Origin of the sequence: Bacteroides galacturonicus, from assembly GCF_003096855.1 — a bacterium.
GTDB classification, from domain to species: domain Bacteria; phylum Bacillota; class Clostridia; order Lachnospirales; family Lachnospiraceae; genus Lachnospira; species Lachnospira rogosae.
Window position 1 is genome coordinate 173,988 of sequence record NZ_QEOA01000008.1, and the last position, 19,346, is coordinate 193,333.

The 19,346-nt window shown below is 35.6% G+C and carries 16 protein-coding genes, 1 tRNA gene and 1 rRNA gene; 10 read left to right on the forward strand and 8 right to left on the reverse strand.

What is annotated here, in order from left to right; translation table 11 throughout:
• Positions 1-9 precede the first annotated feature (9 nt).
• The 8 genes from rsmG to rpmH all read right to left on the reverse strand — a co-directional run bounded on the left by rsmG (position 10) and on the right by rpmH (position 7,649).
• Complete coding sequence (gene rsmG / locus C7390_RS12735) at positions 10-729, reverse strand: 16S rRNA (guanine(527)-N(7))-methyltransferase RsmG (RefSeq protein WP_090141272.1); 720 nt, start codon at positions 727-729, stop codon at positions 10-12.
• Between the two features lie 139 nt (positions 730-868).
• The gene (mnmG, locus tag C7390_RS12740; protein ID WP_116444300.1) at positions 869-2,755 is read right to left on the reverse strand and encodes a tRNA uridine-5-carboxymethylaminomethyl(34) synthesis enzyme MnmG; all 1,887 of its coding nucleotides are present in this window, start codon (positions 2,753-2,755) and stop codon (positions 869-871) included.
• Positions 2,756-2,879: 124 nt separating this feature from the next.
• Positions 2,880-4,253, reverse strand: a complete 1,374-nt coding sequence (gene mnmE, locus C7390_RS12745; RefSeq protein WP_116444301.1) for a tRNA uridine-5-carboxymethylaminomethyl(34) synthesis GTPase MnmE — start codon at positions 4,251-4,253, stop codon at positions 2,880-2,882.
• 237 nt (positions 4,254-4,490) lie between these two features.
• Complete coding sequence (jag, locus tag C7390_RS12750) at positions 4,491-5,438, reverse strand: RNA-binding cell elongation regulator Jag/EloR (protein WP_055177343.1); 948 nt, start codon at positions 5,436-5,438, stop codon at positions 4,491-4,493.
• 65 nt (positions 5,439-5,503) lie between these two features.
• Positions 5,504-6,739: a YidC/Oxa1 family membrane protein insertase gene (yidC, locus tag C7390_RS12755; protein ID WP_318295700.1), complete on the reverse strand. Its 1,236-nt coding sequence runs from the start codon at positions 6,737-6,739 to the stop codon at positions 5,504-5,506.
• A 17-nt stretch (positions 6,740-6,756) separates the two neighbouring features.
• Positions 6,757-7,002 carry a membrane protein insertion efficiency factor YidD gene (gene yidD, locus C7390_RS12760; RefSeq protein WP_055177337.1) on the reverse strand — a complete coding sequence of 82 codons (246 nt, stop codon included), beginning with the start codon at positions 7,000-7,002 and terminating at the stop codon, positions 6,757-6,759.
• A 6-nt stretch (positions 7,003-7,008) separates the two neighbouring features.
• Entirely contained in the window at positions 7,009-7,350 is a 342-nt protein-coding gene (gene rnpA, locus C7390_RS12765) for a ribonuclease P protein component (protein WP_055177335.1), read from the reverse strand.
• Between the two features lie 164 nt (positions 7,351-7,514).
• Complete coding sequence (gene rpmH / locus C7390_RS12770) at positions 7,515-7,649, reverse strand: 50S ribosomal protein L34 (protein WP_022203928.1); 135 nt, start codon at positions 7,647-7,649, stop codon at positions 7,515-7,517.
• A gap of 439 nt (positions 7,650-8,088) precedes the next feature.
• On the opposite strand from rpmH, the gene dnaA reads away from it, so the two are divergent.
• The 10 genes from dnaA to C7390_RS12820 form a co-directional block, all read left to right on the forward strand.
• Complete coding sequence (gene dnaA, locus C7390_RS12775; RefSeq protein ID WP_022501178.1) at positions 8,089-9,441, forward strand: chromosomal replication initiator protein DnaA; 1,353 nt, start codon at positions 8,089-8,091, stop codon at positions 9,439-9,441.
• A gap of 361 nt (positions 9,442-9,802) precedes the next feature.
• Positions 9,803-10,906, forward strand: coding sequence for a DNA polymerase III subunit beta (gene dnaN / locus C7390_RS12780; RefSeq protein ID WP_055307002.1), 1,104 nt, complete (start codon positions 9,803-9,805; stop codon positions 10,904-10,906).
• A gap of 27 nt (positions 10,907-10,933) precedes the next feature.
• Positions 10,934-11,152, forward strand: coding sequence for an RNA-binding S4 domain-containing protein (locus C7390_RS12785; protein WP_022501176.1), 219 nt, complete (start codon positions 10,934-10,936; stop codon positions 11,150-11,152).
• 17 nt (positions 11,153-11,169) lie between these two features.
• The gene (gene recF, locus C7390_RS12790) at positions 11,170-12,288 is read left to right on the forward strand and encodes a DNA replication/repair protein RecF (protein ID WP_022501175.1); all 1,119 of its coding nucleotides are present in this window, start codon (positions 11,170-11,172) and stop codon (positions 12,286-12,288) included.
• Position 12,289: 1 nt separating this feature from the next.
• The gene (gyrB, locus tag C7390_RS12795) at positions 12,290-14,212 is read left to right on the forward strand and encodes a DNA topoisomerase (ATP-hydrolyzing) subunit B (RefSeq protein ID WP_055177331.1); all 1,923 of its coding nucleotides are present in this window, start codon (positions 12,290-12,292) and stop codon (positions 14,210-14,212) included.
• 45 nt (positions 14,213-14,257) lie between these two features.
• Positions 14,258-16,852 (forward strand): DNA gyrase subunit A, encoded by a 2,595-nt coding sequence (gene gyrA / locus C7390_RS12800; protein WP_116444302.1) that lies wholly within the window; start codon positions 14,258-14,260, stop codon positions 16,850-16,852.
• Positions 16,853-16,972: 120 nt separating this feature from the next.
• Entirely contained in the window at positions 16,973-17,815 is an 843-nt protein-coding gene (locus C7390_RS12805) for a fumarate hydratase (protein WP_022501172.1), read from the forward strand.
• 135 nt (positions 17,816-17,950) lie between these two features.
• Positions 17,951-18,508, forward strand: coding sequence for a Fe-S-containing hydro-lyase (locus C7390_RS12810; protein WP_456362887.1), 558 nt, complete (start codon positions 17,951-17,953; stop codon positions 18,506-18,508).
• A gap of 105 nt (positions 18,509-18,613) precedes the next feature.
• A tRNA-Ser gene (locus tag C7390_RS12815) sits at positions 18,614-18,701 on the forward strand.
• A 550-nt stretch (positions 18,702-19,251) separates the two neighbouring features.
• Positions 19,252-19,346 (forward strand): 16S ribosomal RNA (locus C7390_RS12820); the annotation flags it as partial.

Below are 19,346 nucleotides of genomic sequence, written 5' to 3' on the forward strand. Positions count from 1 at the left end.
TTAATTCAATCACCCTATCGGCTCTTTAGCAGGTAATCCCGCTTTTCTCGGGAATTTCTTAGGCGTATTCTTAACCTTCTTTATATATACAAGTGACCTCTCAATATCTGTTTCAGGCAATTTGAATTTGTCAACTTTCTCAATCTGCCCTCCAAGTATTAATATAGCTTTCTTAGACTTCTCAAGCTCCTCATCAATCTCACCTGATTTGTATGCAACAAAATATCCACCTACCTTAACAAATGGAAGATTATATTCTGAAAGCACTGATAAATCAGCGACTGCCCTTGATACACTGACATCAAATTGTTCTCTTAATTCTTTAGACTTTCCACCATCCTCAGCTCGTCCGTGAACTGTGCTTATTCCTTTTAAGCCTAACTGTGCGATAACTTCATCAAGGAATTTAATTCTTTTATTAAGAGAATCAAATAGCACAACCTCTGTATCAGGATAGGCTATCTTTAATGGAAGTCCTGGAAATCCTGCCCCTGTTCCCACATCAATAAGCTTAATATTGAGGTTACCGCCATCTATAGGCAGCTTTAACACAAGACTATCAAGGTAATGCTTTAACATAACTTCCTCATACTCTGTAATTCCTGTGAGATTCATAAAACTATTCCACTCAACAAGAATTTCATAATACTTATCAAGCTGTTCAAGCTGTTTATCCGACAGTTCTACATTTATGCTTTCTAAATTTCTTTTAAATATAGCACTTGGCATAATTTCTCCTCTAATACACTAACATTTTTTACTATATAATAATTTCCATCATATATATTGATGTTGAGGGAAAAAGCACCAACTATGAGCAAGCCCATATAGTTTTAGACCTTTTGCCCCTGGTATAATATATTTTATATTAATTATTATTTCTTCTATAGCTCTCCAGATACACAAGAAGCACCGATATATCTGCTGGTGATACACCAGATATTCTTGATGCCTGTCCTATTGACCTTGGATTGAACTTATCAAGCTTCTGCATAGCTTCTTTTCTTAATCCATTGATTGCATAATAATCAAGCCCGTCTGGTATTATCTTCTTCTCAAGCTTCTTAAAATGCTCTACCTGACGCATCTGACGGCTTATATAACCTTCATACTTAAGATTAATATTAACCTGCTCCTTAACATCCCAAGGAAGCTCTGTACGGTCTTTATCAATTGGTGCGAGCACTTCATAAGAAAGCTCCGGTCTTTTAATTAATTCTGCAAGAGTAACACCTGTTAAAAGCTCAGTGCTTCCATTTTCTCTTAAAAGGTCCTGAACATTACTGCTGGTTCCTATATTAACAGCCTTTACTCTCTGAATTTCCTCGTCTATAAGCTTAATCTTTAACTGAAGCTTGTCATATCTTTCCTTAGATATAAGTCCGACTTCATAACCATATTTGCTAAGTCTTATATCAGCATTGTCCTGTCTTAATATAAGCCTGTATTCTGCTCTTGAAGTCATCATTCTGTATGGCTCAAATGATTCCTTAGTTACAAGGTCATCTATAAGCACACCTATATAACTTTCTGAACGGTCAAGTATAAGAGGTTCTTTTCCCTTAACATATAGTGCTGCATTAATACCCGCTATTATACCCTGTGCTGCAGCTTCCTCATAACCTGAACTTCCATTAAACTGTCCACCTGCAAATAAACCTTTAATCTTCTTGAATTCAAGTGAAGATTTGAGCTGTATTGCACTTATACAATCATATTCAATAGCATAAGCATTACGGACAATTCTTACATTTTCAAGCCCCGGTACGGTTCTATACATTGCATACTGGACGTCCTCTGGCATTGAACTGCTCATTCCGCCAAGATACATTTCATTAGTGTATAAGCCTTCTGGCTCAATGAATACCTGATGTCTGTCCTTATCAGCAAATCTTACTACCTTGTCTTCAATAGATGGACAGTATCTAGGACCTGTTCCCTGTATATCTCCTGAATAGAGAGGTGAACGGTCAATATTATCCTTTATTATCTTATGTGTATCCTCATTAGTGTAAGTAAGCCAGCAGCTTACCTGCTCCTTCTGAACTGACTCAGGGTCTGTTTCAAATGAAAATGGAACTACTCTCTTATCACCAAATTGCTCTGTCATCTTGCTAAAATCAACTGAACGCTTGTCAACTCTTGCTGGTGTACCTGTCTTAAATCTTCTTATCTCAATTCCATTTTTAATAAGTGAATCTGTTAAATGATTAGCCGCCTGAAGTCCGTTAGGACCTGTATGGTAGCTTACATCGCCGTATATACACCTTGCCTTAAGATATACACCTGTACATAATACAACTGATTCAGCCTCATATACAGCACCCGACACAGTCTTAACGCCCTTTATAACACCGTCCTCAACTATTATCTCAGACACCTCTGCCTGCTTTATATGAAGATGATCTGTGTTCTCAAGCACGCATCTCATCCGCCTGCTGTAATCAGACTTATCTGCCTGTGCCCTCAATGAGTGAACTGCCGGGCCTTTTGAGGCATTAAGCATTTTTGACTGAATAAATGTTGCATCTATATTCTTACCCATCTCACCACCGAGAGCGTCTATCTCCCTTACAAGATGTCCTTTAGAACTTCCTCCAATATTAGGATTACAAGGCATCATTGCAATGCTCTCAACACTGACAGTAAATATAATTGTTTCAAGTCCAAGTCTGGCACTTGCAAGAGCTGCCTCGCATCCTGCGTGTCCCGCACCAACAACTATTACATCATAAGTTTCTTTAATATTAGGCATAACCTTAACCTTTCTATGTAACTTTTACTACATTTCTTTAATAACTTTACATATATATTTATCAATATCTTTAATATAATTAAATATACTTTATATAATCAATTACACTTTATACAACCTGACACTATTTACCCATACAGAACTTCTCGAATATCCTGTCTGCAAGGTCGTCCTCGACTTCCTCACCAATGATAAGACCAAGCTTCTCATAAGCATTCATCATATCAATAGTTAAAAAATCTTCGCTTACTCCTGCCTCTATTCCACCTTTAACAAGCTTAAGGCTTTCTAACGCCTCTCTTAAAAGATTTTTATGTCTGAGGTTAGTTATATATATTTCTTCGTTAGTTTCTATCTCGCCGTTAAAGAACATATTTTTAATTTCATTTTCCAGATCGTCAATACCAGTTTCTTCTTTAGCTGATACTGATATTACATTACACGACAAATGCTTCAATATATCTTCTTTGGTGACAACCGCCTGTATATCCGATTTATTCAATAATACAAGTACCTTTTTATTCATAATAAGGTCCATAATCTCGTAATCATTATTATCCAGTGGTCTTGAAGCATCTATGACAAATATAATCAAATCTGCCTCTGAGGCATATTTCTTAGCTTTATTAACACCGATATTCTCCACATAATCATCTGTCTTTCTTATTCCCGCTGTATCAATAAGATTAAGCGTAATTCCTGACAGATTAATCTGTTCTTCAAGAACATCTCTTGTTGTTCCCTCTATATCTGTAACTATCGCACGTTCCTCTTTCGCAAGCGCATTTAAAAGGCTTGACTTACCCGCGTTAGTTTTCCCCAATATTACTGTCCTTATTCCATCCCGCATAATACGGCCATTGTCGGAAGTTTTCAACAATTTATCAACCTTATCCACACAGTTATCCACATCTTTTGTCATTTTATCAACATTATCATTAATATCAAAATGTTCTGGATCATCTAATGCAGACTCAATAAATGCTACATTATCAAGTATTACTTCCCTGATAGCTGTGATTTTCTCTGATAATCTTCCGCCTAATTGATTAACTGATGATTTAAGTGCATAATCATTTCTTGCATTAATAATATCTATAACCGCTTCCGCCTGAGATAAATCAATGCGTCCATTAAGAAATGCCCTCTTAGTAAACTCACCAGGCTCAGCAGGTCTTGCACCATTCTTTAACACTGTATCTAATACTTTTCTTGTTACAAGTATTCCTCCGTGACAGTTAATCTCTATCACATCTTCTCTTGTATATGTATTAGGAGCTTTCATTACTGATACAAGCACCTCATCAATCACCTCATCACCATCTTTTATCACGCCATAGTGAATTGTGTGGCTGTCTGCTTTTGATAACTTTTTATTATTCTTAGCTTCAAATATTGTATCTGCAACACTTATTGCATTTTCTCCGCTTATTCTTACTATGCTTATTCCGCCACTAGACATTGTGCTTGTCGATATTGCCGCTATTGTCTGCTCCATACTACATATTCCCTTCTAAATTATCGTAATAATTTCCTGCTATTTAAGAACAAAGAGTCACTTTGTGACTCTTTGCGCGCCGAGTGCTGTCGCTTGCGACAAACTACAGCTTCACGCGAGTGCGCATCACTGGCACATAGTGCCTATTATTTAATAGGAAATTCTATTGGAATTTCCTATTAAATAATAAAGATTGCTGTTGTAATAATACCACAGCAATCTTTAAATTAAAACATATTATCTTGAATATCTATTGTTATCTGAGTATCTGTGCTCTGAATATCTGTTATTGCCAGCCTTCTCTCTGTCAAGATATACAACGACGTGTCTGAATGGTTCTTCACCTTCACTCTTTGTAGATACGAACTTATCACCCTGTAATGCTGAGTGAATTATTCTTCTCTCATATGGGTTCATTGGCTCAAGTGCAACTGAGCGTCTGCTTCTCTTAACCTTGTATGCAATATTCTTTGCAAGTGATTCAAGAGTATCTTTTCTTCTCTGTCTGTAATTCTCTGTATCAACCTTAATTCTTACATACTTTTCTTTACCCTTGTTAAGTACAAGACTTGTAAGATACTGGATTGAGTCAAGTGTCTGTCCTCTCTTACCGATAAGAAGTCCCATATTCTCGCCAATAAGTTCAACATTGACACATTCTTCTTCTGTATCGAATGTTATCTTTACTTCAACCGGAATATCCATTGCACTGAACATATCACCAAGAAATGTTCTTATTCTTGATTCGATTTCTTCATTAGATAATACTGGTCTTGGTTCATTGTTGTTAGCTTTTTCTTCTAAATCTTCTTCACTGGCATTAACTGCCTGTGTTGCACTTACCTTTGAATTATCTGCCTTAGGAGCTGTTTCTTTCTTAACAGCCTTTTCTGTCTCTTTAACAACTTCTTTCTTAGATTCGGCCTTAATCTCACTCTTGATTGTGTCATCAATTGACTTCTTTTCTTTAGCTTCTAACTTGCTAAATTCATCATCTACTGAACCTACACCAGCCTTAACTCTTGCCTTAATCTTTGTTGGCTTTGAATTAAAAATACCGAATAAACCGTTGCTTCCTTTTTCAATAACTTCATATTCAATGTTATCGCTTGTTGTTTCAAGCTTAAGACACGCATTAGTAAGTGCGTCATCTATTGTCCTACCTGTAACTTCAATATATTCCATTGTTTTGCCCTCACTATCTAATTATAAAATATTGTCTGTTACTTTTTTAATCTGCTCTGTATACACTAATTCTTCTTGCCGCCATTCTTAGTATTCTTCTCATTATACTTGGCAACCATTCCAGCCTTTTCTGCAAGGCTTCCTGGCTTAGCTGTCTTATAATACTTAGATGATTCTTTTATTTCCTGAACCTTCTTTTCATTCTCAGCCTTAATCTGCTCTAAAGACTTTACAGCCTTTTCTCTGCTGGCAGACATATTCTTAGTGCTTGTTGTAGCATTTTTAGCTATCTTTTCTGGTGGAAGACCCTTCTTCGCACGCTTCTTATTACGCTTTTCTACATTACGTTTTACAATCTCGTCCGCACCAAGCTTGTCATAGTAACGATTGATAAATACAGTAATAATTGTCTGAACAACTGCTGTAGCTATCCAGTAAAGACCAAGACCTGCTGGTACTGAAATTGCGATAAATGCTGACATCAATGGCATAATGTACATTGTCATCTTCATTGATGCTGCCATTGGGTTATCGTCATCAACTTCTGTATTCTGTCCAGACTGAGCAACCTTTACACTTATGAACTGTGTTACACCAGCAAGGATAGGTATAAGGATTGCAAGTGTAAATCCAAATCCTGGTTCCTGTGACATATTAATACCCAAAAATGTATTCATATGTTCAAGACTTGAGTGGCTGTTAGCTATTGTATCGCTAAATGCAGGGAAAGCATTTCTTAAAGCTTCCCACTTATCAGCACTGAACTTATTAATCTCTGTGATTGCTGTATCAACATTAGTCCAGTCTATATTCTCACCGAACTGCTTCATAGTATCTGCATAACCATCAAAAGCCATAATACCGCCGTTATCTTTAAGAAATGCTATAAATAAGTTCTTTAACTGTGAAATATAAAGAGGGATAAATCTGAATACCTGGTATAATGCCAAAAGGATAGGCATCTGTATAAGCATCTGTACGCATCCACCCATCTGTGAAACGCCATACTTCTCATATACAGCCTTAGTCTCTTCCTGCATCTTCATCATTGCATTCTGATCATCTCTTTTGTCCTTATATTTGGCATTAATTGCCTTAATTTCCGGACTCATTACTGCATTAAGCTTAGTAAGCTTCTGCTGTTTAATACTAAGTGGAAGCATACAAAGCTTAACAATAATTGTAAATAATACGATTGCAACAGCTACATTTCCAATGTGTAAAAAGCTCAAAGCTTCAAATAAAAGGTTAAATATATAACCTAACACCTTAGCTATTGGCATAATAATTGCATTAAACAAATCGAACCTCCTGGTTATTAATGTAATCTTTTTCTTTTATATTTACCAATAGGTACAGGATCAAATCCTCCCTTATGAAAAGGATTACATCTTAATATTCTTTTAAATGCCAACCATCCACCTAATATAACTCCATACATATCTATAGCTTCTACTGCATACTGGGAACACGAAGGAACATAATTACAGTAACTTCTTCCTTTATATGGCGACAGCACCAGTTGATAAAATCTAATAAGTTTAATAACTATCTTCTTTCCCATTATAATCTACCTATACATATTATGAAGCTTTAAAAGATGAATCATTGATTTACAAGTTTCTGTATAACCCTTGTCTTTAAGACCAGCCTTGACAACAACTACTACATCTATGCCATCAGGTATATGATTAGTGTTAAGCCTGAAGGCTTCTCTTACTAATCTGGCCAGTCTGTGTCGGACAATACTATTCCCGACTTTCTTGCTCACAGATACACCGAGTCTTTTCGTATCCGTTCCGTTCTTGCTGATATACATAATTAACTCTCTGTTTGCGTAAGAGTTTCTTTTGTTGTATACCTTTTTAAAATCTTCATTTTTCTTCAATGTTTCAAAATCTTTGTACTTCATAAACACTCCACCATATAATTATTTGTTTAAATTAAATTCTGGTTAATCTTCAATAAATGAATTATTTCTAATAAATAACTCATTTAAGCAATTCATTTACAATAAATATAATAATAAAGAAAAAAGCAGATGAATACTGGCGTACTCATCTGCTGTAAAATCAATTAAGCTGAAAGTCTCTTTCTTCCCTTTGCTCTTCTTGCTGCTAAAACTTTTCTTCCACCTGGAGTACTCATTCTTGATCTAAAACCGTGAACCTTAGATCTCTGTCTTGTCTTAGGCTGAAATGTCATCTTCATAATCTATGCACCTCCTTCACTACCATTATTATATATGGTAAGAATATTCTTCAAGTTTCAATGTGCTTAAGCACTTTTTTTTAAAACATCGTTCTAATTATATTCGCAATATATAGCAAAGTCAAGCAAAACATAACTTTTTTTGACGTTTTTTTAATCATGTGGATTTATACACTGATATCAACAGCTTATACCGAGTTATCAACATATTGTGCAAAACTTGTGCATAACTCTCATGGATATTGTGGTTAACTCTATGATTTTCTTGACAAATTGCGTATTTTCGACATTTTTCAACTGCATAAACTTATACACAGCATGTTTACAATACCTTATTTTTTAAAAGTTATCCACAATTCTGTTGAAAAAAACACTTAAATGCTTTATGATTATAAAGGAATGTTGTAATCATTCTAATACTGCCAGAAAGGCGAATAATATGAACGAAATTATTAATAACTGGGATTTAATTCTTAACACCTTTAAGAACGAATGTGATATACAGAACCTTTCTTTTACAACATTTATTAAGCCGCTTCAGGTTATTTCAGTCAGTGATAATGAAATAACTCTTCTTTCAGACACACAGATGTCTGCTAACTATGTTGAAAAAAGGTATCTTAAATTTCTCGAAGTAACCATTAGTGAGATTATGAAAAAAGATTATAAATTAAGAATTATTTCAGAAGATACTTTAAATGAAGAAACTGCTAAAAAGACAGCACAGGAGAGTTCTCCTAATAAGAATATTTCTCTTAATCTTAATCCTAACTACACATTTGAAACATTCGTAGTAGGTAATAACAACAACCTTGCCCATGCGGCGTCTTTAGCTGTTGCTGAATCACCGGGGGAAGTATATAACCCTCTGTTTATATATGGAGGTGTTGGACTTGGTAAGACGCATCTTATGCAGGCAATAGCACATTTTATAATAGAAAACAATCCTTCCAAGAAGGTGTTGTATGTAACAAGTGAAACATTTACTAACGAACTTATTGATGCAATCCGTAATAAGGAGAATGCAGAAAAAGGCAATGCTGCATTCAGAAACCGTTACCGTAATATTGATGTTCTTCTTATTGATGATATACAGTTCATTATAGGTAAGGAATCTACTCAGGAGGAGTTCTTCCATACTTTTAATTCCCTTTATCAGGACGGCAAGCAGATTGTTATATCTTCTGATAAGCCACCTAAGGAAATGGAAACTCTCTCCGAAAGATTAAGAACACGATTTGAAATGGGACTTCCTGTCGATATACAGATCCCTACATATGAAACTAAGATGGCTATTATTAATAGGAAAGCAGAGATTTCAGGACTTGATATTCCATATGAAGTTTCTGATTATGTAGCTACCCATATCAAGTCAAGTATCAGGGAGCTTGAAGGTGCATTAACTAAACTTTCAGCATTTTCTAAGCTTTCACATACGCCTATAACTGTGGAATTTGCAGAACAGACATTAAAGGATCTTATCTCACCTGATGCGAAAAAAGAGATAACCCCTGAACTTATTATCCAGACGGTTGCAGACCATTTTAATGTCAAATATGATGACCTTTTATCATCTAAGCGTACAGCTGACATTGTTCATCCACGCCAGATTGCTATGTATCTGTGCCGTCAGATGACCACAGCTCCACTTCAGGCAGTTGGTAAGGCTCTCGGTAACCGTGACCATACAACAGTTATCCACGGAGCTGAAAAGATAGCTCAGGAAGTTGTCAAGAATGATTCTATGCGCAATACCATAGATATTATCATTAAAAAGATAAATCCTTCATGAGTTATTAACAGTTGTACACCTGTATTTGCATAGTTATCCACATGGTTATCAACATATTGTGGATTTATCCACATATTATTATTGATATGTTGTTTATAGCCTGTGCTTTTTATGTTGATTAAATTTAATAACTTTTTTTTGAATTTTTCATTTTATTTTTTATCAACATTTTTTTATTGTTTTTAACACGCAATACAGTTACTAATAACTTGGTTATCCTATGGTGTAATGCTGATATTTACTGGGTTTGTATGACTTTTTAACATATTCACAGCCCCTACTATAACTACTACTGAATTATATATATTTATATATGTGCCTGTTATTAACTTTACGGCACCGAAAGGAGTTTTGAACAATTATGAAACTTGTATTTTCTAAGAGTGATTTGAATAAGGCAGTTGGTATTGTAATGAAAGCCGTTCCTACAAGAACAACTATGAACATTCTTGAATGTATTCTTATTGATGCTACTACTAACGTTATTAAATTTACTGGTAACGATATGGAACTTGGTATAGAAACTATCGTTGAAGGCGAGATTATAGAAAAAGGTAAAGTTGCTATTGATGCTAAGCTATTCTCTGAAATCGTAAGAAAACTTCCAGATAGTGAGATTACTATTACTACAGATGCTAATTACACATCTTTAATTACCTGTGAGAAGAGTAAATTTAATATTGCCGGTAAATCCGGAGATGATTTTTCTTATTTACCTATCATAGAGAAAGATAAAATGATAACTATTTCCCAGTTTAATTTAAGAGAAGTAATTAATCAGACTATTTTCTCTACTGCACCTAACGACAACAACAAGATGATGACAGGTGAACTTTTTGAAGTATCTGATAATGTACTTAAAGTTGTAGGTCTTGATGGACACCGTATCGCTATTAGAAACTTCAATCTTGAAGGACGTGCAGATGACGTTAAAGTAGTTGTTCCTGGTAAGACTTTACAGGAAATTAGTAAGATATTATCTACTGATGCAGAAAATATGGTAAATGTATACTTTACTAATAACCACATTTTATTTGAATTCGATAATACAACTGTTGTATCACGTCTTATTGAAGGAGAATATTTTAAGATTAACCAGATGCTTTCAAGCGATTATGGTACTAAGGTCGTTATCAATAAGAAAGAATTTATTGATTCAATAGACAGAGCTAATCTTCTTATTAAGGAGGGCGAGAAGAAGCCTATTATCATTAATATTACAGATGGCTCATTAGAGGTTAATGTTAATTCAGCAATCGGTACTCTTAACGAAGATATTGATATTGAGAAAGAGGGTAAGGATCTAATGATTGGATTTAATCCTAAGTTCCTCTTAGATGCTTTAAGAGTTATTGATGATGAAACAGTTGATATTTATCTTGTTAATCCTAAAGCACCTTGCTTTATAAGAGATAAAGAACAGTCTTATATATATTTAATACTTCCAGTAAACTTTACAGCTTAATGGTAAATATTAGAAATGGAGCGTATTATGGAAGAAATAACAATCAGAAATGGTGATGAATTCATCAAATTAGGACAGGCAATTAAAGCCGCAGGCTTTGTTGAGTCTGGAGTTGAAGCCAAGATAGTCATTCAGGACGGACTTGTTAAAGTGAACGGAAAGGTCGAGACACAGAGAGGCAAAAAGCTTGTTGGCGGCGAAATAGTAGAATTTGAGGGCAATAAGCTTCTAATTAAAAATAATTAATAACAGCAGGTGTAATTGTGATAATAGAGTCTCTTGATTTAAAAAATTACCGTAATTATGATATTTTGAATATGAATTTTGATAAAAATGTCAATATTATATATGGCGATAACGCACAGGGTAAGACTAATATTTTAGAATCTATATATTTCTGTGCGACTTCTAAGTCACACAGGGGAAGCAAAGATAAAGATATAGTCAAATTCGGAGAGTCTGAGTCACATATTAAAGCTAATGTAATTAAGAATGATATAAGTTATCGTATTGATATGCACTTAAAGAGCAATAAGCCAAAAGGTATAGCTGTTAATGGAATACCTATAAAGAAAGCTGTTGATTTATTTGGTATAATTAATGTTGTGCTTTTTTCGCCAGAGGATCTTAACATTATTAAAGACGGACCTTCGCAGAGAAGACGTTTTATGGATATGGAGTTAAGCCAGCTTAACAAAATATATCTTAGTAATCTTGTTAATTTTAATAAAGTACTTGGACAGCGAAATAAATTATTAAAAGAACTGGCATTTAATCCGTCAGAGGAGATGATAAGCTCACTTGATATATGGGATATGCAGTTTGAGCGATACGGTAAATGTATCATAGAAGGCAGAAAAAAGTTCATAAGGGAACTTAATCTTATTATTAGCGAAATACATTCAAAGCTTACAGGTGGAAGTGAAAAGCTTGTTGTAGAGTATGTGCCATTTGTCAATGAAGATGAATTAGGCAGTGCTTTATCAGAGTATCGCAAGAAGGATATTAAGTATAAATGTTCCTGTGCAGGGCCGCACAAAGATGACCTTGTATTTAACATTAACGGAAAAGATGTCAGGAAATACGGTTCTCAGGGACAACAGCGTACAGCAGCTTTATCACTTAAGTTATCAGAGATAGAGCTTGTCAAGAAGATTATTAAGGACAAACCTATATTACTGTTAGATGATGTATTGTCTGAGCTTGACAGTAACAGGCAGAATTTTCTGCTTAACAGCATAGGAGATATACAGACAATAGTCACCTGTACAGGATTGGACGAATTTATTAATAATAGAATTAATATTAATAAAGTATTTAAAGTAACTAATGGAACAGTAAGTCACATAATGTGCGGCGATGAGGCTGCAGAAATGAGGTAATATGGCAGAGCAGAATTATGGTGGAGATCAGATTCAGATATTAAAGGGTCTTGAAGCCGTTAGAAAAAGACCTGGTATGTACATAGGAAGTACATCTGCAAGAGGATTACACCATCTTGTTTATGAAATAGTAGATAATGCGGTAGATGAGGCACTTGCAGGATACTGTAATGTTATTAAGGTATTTATTAATAAAGACAATTCAATAACGGTTACAGATAATGGTAGAGGAGTACCTGTAGATATCAACCACGAAACAGGAAAGCCTGCCATTGAAGTTGTATACACTATGCTTCACGCCGGTGGTAAGTTCGGTGGTGGAGGATACAAGGTATCTGGTGGTCTTCACGGTGTTGGTGCATCAGTAGTTAACGCATTGTCAGAATGGATGGAAGTTGAAGTTAAGAGAAATGGACATATATATGAACAGCGCTATGAAAGAGGCAATGTATGCTTTGATTTAAGAGTTGTCGGTGATTGTCCAGCAGAGCAGACAGGAACAAAGGTTACATTTTTACCTGATAAAGAAATCTTTCAGGAAACAACAATATTTGAATACGATGTGTTAAAGCACAGATTAAGAGAGATGGCATTCCTAACTAAAGGAATTAAGATTGTTCTTACTGACTTAAGAGAAGGTATTGAACAGGAAGAAACTTTCCATTATGAGGGTGGTATCAAGGAATTTGTTGAGTATATCAACAAGAGCAAAGAGCCTCTCTATAGTCAGGTTATATACTGTGAGGGTGTTAAGGATAACGTACAGGTAGAAGTAGCATTCCAGCATAATGACGGCTTTAACGAGGTTGTAGACACATTTGTTAATAATATAAAGACACCTGAGGGTGGTACACATCTTGCTGGTTTTAGAAATGCTATGACTAAGACTTTCAACGATTATGCAAGAAAGAATAAGATATTAAAAGACAGCGACCAGAGCCTTTCAGGTGATGATATAAGAGAGGGACTTACAGCAATTGTAAGTGTCAAGATTGAAGACCCTCAGTTTGAAGGACAGACTAAGCAGAAGCTTGGTAATACTATAGCAAGAAGTGCCGTTGACAGCATTGTTTCAGAACAGCTTGGCATATTCTTAGAGCAGAATCCATCAGTAGCCAAGTCTATATGTGAGAAGTCACTTCTTGCACAAAGAGCAAGAGAGGCTGCAAGAAAAGCAAGAGATCTTACAAGAAGAAAGACAGCACTTGAGAGTACATCACTTCCAGGAAAGCTTGCAGATTGTACAGATAAGAACCCTGAGAACTGCGAGATATACATCGTTGAGGGTGATTCAGCCGGTGGTTCAGCTAAGACAGCAAGAAGCCGTGCAACACAGGCAATCCTTCCGCTTAGAGGTAAGATTTTAAATGTTGAGAAGGCAAGACTTGACAGAATATTAGGCAACGAAGAGATAAAGGCTATGATAACAGCCTTTGGTACAGGCATACACGAAGATTTTGATATAAGCAAATTAAGATATCATAAGATTATTATTATGACAGATGCCGATGTTGATGGTGCTCATATCGCAACACTGCTTCTTACATTCTTCTACAGATTTATGCCTGAGCTTATAAGACAGGGACATGTATACCTTGCACAGCCACCACTTTACAAGGTTGAGAAGAACAAGAAGGTATGGTATGCCTACAGTGATGAAGAACTTAATAATATTATGCTTGAAATCGGACGTGACCAGAACAACAAGGTTCAGCGTTACAAGGGATTAGGTGAAATGGATGCTGAACAGCTCTGGGATACAACTATGGATCCTCATAAGAGAATATTATTAAGAGTAGATATGAAAGAGGATGACGAGGCAGACCTTGATGTTACATTCTCAACACTTATGGGTGATAAGGTAGAACCAAGACGAGAATTTATAGAAACTAATGCCAAATATGTTAAAAATCTCGATATTTAGGCAGAATAATATTTACTATATGTGTTAAAGAAAGGAAATATATTAATGGATGAACATATCTTTGATAAAGTTCAGGAAGTAGATATGCAAAAGACTATGAAAGATTATTACATAGACTATGCGATGAGCGTTATAGCTTCAAGAGCATTGCCTGATGTAAGAGATGGTCTTAAGCCGGTTCAGAGAAGAATATTGTATTCTATGGTTGAACTTAACAATGGTCCTGATAAGCCACATAGAAAGTGTGCCCGTATCGTAGGTGATACAATGGGTAAATACCACCCACACGGTGATTCATCAATATATGAAGCCCTTGTAAAGCTTGCTCAGGATTTTAATACAAGATATCCACTTGTTGATGGACACGGTAACTTTGGTTCTGTCGATGGAGATGGAGCTGCTGCGATGCGATATACAGAAGCTAGACTTAGCAGAATTTCTATGGAGATGACAGCAGATCTTAACAAAGACACAGTAGATTTTATACCTAACTTTGATGAAACAGAGAAAGAACCTACAGTTCTTCCATCAAGATATCCTAACCTTTTAGTTAATGGAACATCAGGTATAGCTGTTGGTATGGCTACTAATATTCCACCACATAACTTAAGGGAAGTAATAGGTGCAGTAGTTAAGATAATTGATAATAAGATAGAGAATAACAGAGATACTTCGCTAGAGGAGATATTAGAGATTGTCAAAGGTCCTGATTTCCCTACTGGCGGAACAATTATAGGAAAGACAGCAATAGAGGAAGCTTACAGAACAGGAAGAGCCAAGATTAAGGTAAGAGCGGTTACTAACATTGAGCCTATGACTAATGGAAAGAACAGAATTGTTGTTACAGAACTTCCATATATGGTTAATAAGGCAAGACTTATTGAGAAGATTGCTGAGCTTGTAAGAGATAAGAGAATTGACGGAATTACAGATTTAAGAGATGAGTCAGACAGAGAGGGTATGAGAATAGCTATAGAGTTAAGAAGAGATGTTAATCCTAATATTATTCTTAATCAGTTATATAAGCATACACAGCTTCAGGATACATTTGGCGTTATTATGCTTGCCCTGGTAGATAACCAGCCTAAGGTGCTTAATCTTTACGAGATGCTTAAATATTACCTTATGCATCAGGAAGATGTTGTTACAAGAAGAACAAAATACGACCTTAACAAAGCTGAGGAGAGAGCTCACATATTAGAAGGTTTAATAATTGCACTTGATAATATCGACAGGGTAATCTCAATAATCAGAGGTTCGGAAAATGTCCAGACAGCCAGGGAAAGCCTGATGAAAGAGTTCAATCTCACAGAGGCACAGTCACAGGCTATCGTAGATATGAGACTCCGTGCCCTGACAGGTCTGGAAAGAAGCAAGATAGAAGCAGAACTTGCTGAATTACAGAAGAAGATTGATGAGTATAAGGCAATCCTTGCTGATAAGAATAAGCTTCTTACAGTTATTAAGACAGAGATATCAATAATAGCAGACAAATACGGAGATGACAGAAGAACATCTATAGGATTTGATGAGTATGATATTTCTATGGAGGATCTTATACCAGATGAGCCTTGTGTTATTGCACGTACTAATATGGGATATGTAAAGAGAATGACACCGGATAATTTCAAGAGCCAGCACAGAGGTGGCAAGGGAATTAAAGGTATGCAGACACTTGAAGAAGATTACATTGAAGATTTGTTTATGACAACATCACACTATGTACTTACATTTTTCACTAATACAGGACGAGCATATAAGTTAAAGGCTTATGAAATCCCAGAAGCAGGAAGAACTTCCAGAGGAACAGCTATAATCAACCTGTTACAGCTTGCACCGGGCGAAACTATAACAGCAGTCGTTCCAGTTAAGATAGAAGACATCAAAGATGACGATTATCTGTTTATGGCGACTAAAAATGGTATAGTTAAGAAGACACCTTGCAAAGAATTTGCCAACATAAGAAAGAATGGAATTCAGGCAATGACTTTAAGAGATGATGATGAGCTTATTGAAGTTAAACTTACTGATGATACAACAGAAGTTATGATGGTAACTAAACTTGGTATGTGCATAAGATTTAAGGCAACAGACGTAAGACCTACAGGAAGGTCAGCTATGGGTGTCATAGGTATGAATCTTATGGATACAGATGAAGTGGTAGGAGTACAGCTTAATAATCAGGGTAATACTATGCTTATCGTATCTGAGAATGGTATGGGTAAGAAGACTGATATTAATGAGTATGCAGTACAGCATCGTGGTGGCAAAGGTGTTAAATGTTACAAGATAACAGAAAAGACAGGTAATGTTATAGGTGCTAAGGCTGTAGACGATACAAGAGAAGTAATGCTTATTACAACTGAGGGAATTATAATCAGACTTGCATGCAGGGATATATCTACATTAGGAAGAATAACATCAGGAGTTAAGCTTATTAATCTTGATGAGGGTGTAAAAGTTGCTACAGTTTCCAAAGTAAGAAAGAACCCATCTGATGAGAATGGCAGTGAAGCCAGTGATGAAAATGGTTATTCTGAAGAAAATATTGCAACAGATACACAAGAAGATGCTGTGGACATACAGGATAAATCAATTGACAGATTACTAGACGCGGCAGAAAAAGACCAGCAGCAATAATATAATTATAAATAATATAATTATAAATAATATAATTATAATTAAGAGCCATCAGTTGTATACAATTACAATTGGTGGCTTTTGCCTATTCAGACCAATTATTAAGAGGAGAATGTGGATATGAGAGAGTTAAATGTGGATATAATCACACAGAACATTAAAGAAATGTGTATAGAAGCCAATCATTTTTTGACAGATGATATGAAAAAGGTATTTAAAAATGCAGTTGCCACAGAAGAATCACCATTAGGAAAGAAGGTTCTTAACCAGCTCAACGAGAATCTTGATATAGCAGGTAATGATATGATTCCTATATGTCAGGATACAGGGATGGCAGTTATATTTATAAATGTCGGACAGGAAGTACATTTTACTAATGGTAATATAACAGATGCCATTAACGAAGGGGTACGTCAGGGATATGTTGACGGATATTTAAGAAAGTCAGTAGTATCAGACCCTATTATAAGAGAGAATACCAAAGACAACACACCGGCAGTTATTCATTACAATATTGTAGAAGGTGATAAGGTGGATATTACTGTTGCACCTAAGGGCTTTGGAAGTGAGAATATGAGCAGGGTATTTATGTTAAAGCCTGCTGACGGAATAGAAGGTGTTAAGGAAGCTATATTAACAGCAGTAAAAGATGCAGGTCCTAACGCTTGTCCTCCTATGGTAGTAGGAGTTGGAATTGGTGGTACATTTGAACAGTGTGCACTTCTTGCAAAGAAAGCACTTACAAGAAATGTAGAAGAACCTTCACCAGTACCATATGTCAATGAACTTGAGAAGGAAATGCTTGAAAAGATTAACAAGTTAGGAATAGGACCGGGTGGACTTGGCGGCACACAGACAGCACTTGCCATAAATATAGAAACATACCCAACACATATAGCTGGTCTTCCAGTAGCAGTTAATATGTGCTGTCACGTAAACAGACACGCACATAGGGTAATATAATAGCTTATATAACAATATATATAATAGATGTAAGGCACATCTAAAAGGTAGAAGTATTATTTTATGCAGGCATAGACATATTTTGACATTGTGAGCCTTACATCGTATATAAAGACTAATATAACAGAAATGAGGATTAATATGGATAAATATATTAATGCACCAATAAGTGATGAAGATGCAAGAAGTCTTAAATCGGGAGATTATGTATATATAACAGGAACTATCTATACAGCAAGAGATGCAGCTCATAAGAGAATGGCAGAGGCTCTTGAAAGAAAAGAGCAGCTTCCAATAGATATGAAGAATAACATAATATATTATATGGGACCATCACCAGCCAGAGAACAAAGACCAATAGGTTCAGCAGGTCCAACAACTGCAAGTCGTATGGATAAATATGCACCAGACCTTTTAGACCTTGGACTTAAGGGAATGATAGGCAAAGGCAAAAGAAGCAAGGCAGTAATAGATGCAATTGTAAGAAATGGGGCAGTATACTTTGCGGCAGTTGGCGGAGCGGGTGCTATCCTTTCCAAATGTATTAAGAAATCAACAGTTATTGCATATGATGACCTTGGAACAGAGGCAATAAGAGAACTGGAGGTTGAGAATTTCCCTGTTGTCGTAGTAATAGACAGCGAAGGTAATAACTTATATGAAACAGCAATTAAAGAATATAGAAAAGAATAATAAAAAATGTATTGACAACAATAATATGCTCTGCTATAATCAGCTATGCGATTGACGCGTGAGTACGTCAAAGCATAATTTCATAATCGTTTATATATGGAATCTGGAGAAATACTCAAGAGGCTGAAGAGGCGCCCCTGCTAAGGGTGTAGGTCGGGCAACCGGCGCGAGGGTTCAAATCCCTCTTTCTCCGCTTGGCAGGATCAAGCTCACAACCATATGGTTGCGAGCTTTTTCTATGGGATTTCTTAAGCTGGTTATGAAAAGTTATTTACTTAAAGCTTCACAGGGTTAATATTTAACCAGAAGCGTTAATGCAGTTTACATTATCTTTATTGAATGTTTTTGATGGACTTGATTGTTTGCAATCAGAGCATTGATATGAAGAATGAGTGAGTTTTAAATTATTTTTACAACAATTTAAAATAAAATTCAAAAAAATGTAAAAAAGTGTTGACAAAGTAAATAACAAGTGATATTATAATCAAGTCGCCACGAGAGATGAGCGACACAAAAGCTTCTCAAACATAGATAAATACTGAGTTTGAAAGCAATGAACTTTGATAACTGAACAGAAAGACAACCTTGAAAATTCTTTTTTAGAATTTCGAGATGAGTACAGAATTCGATAGAATTAAGTATACATCTTTTGTGAACATCATTCAAGCAATTGAATGAATCCTTAAACACAGTATAAGGAAACTATTATTAAGCTAGTTAGTTTGTAACTGACAAGGCAAACTTTTTATGAGAGTTTGATCCTGGCTCAGGATGAACGCTGGCGGCGTGCTTAACACATGCAAGTCGAACGAAGCATTTAAGACAGATTACTTCGGTT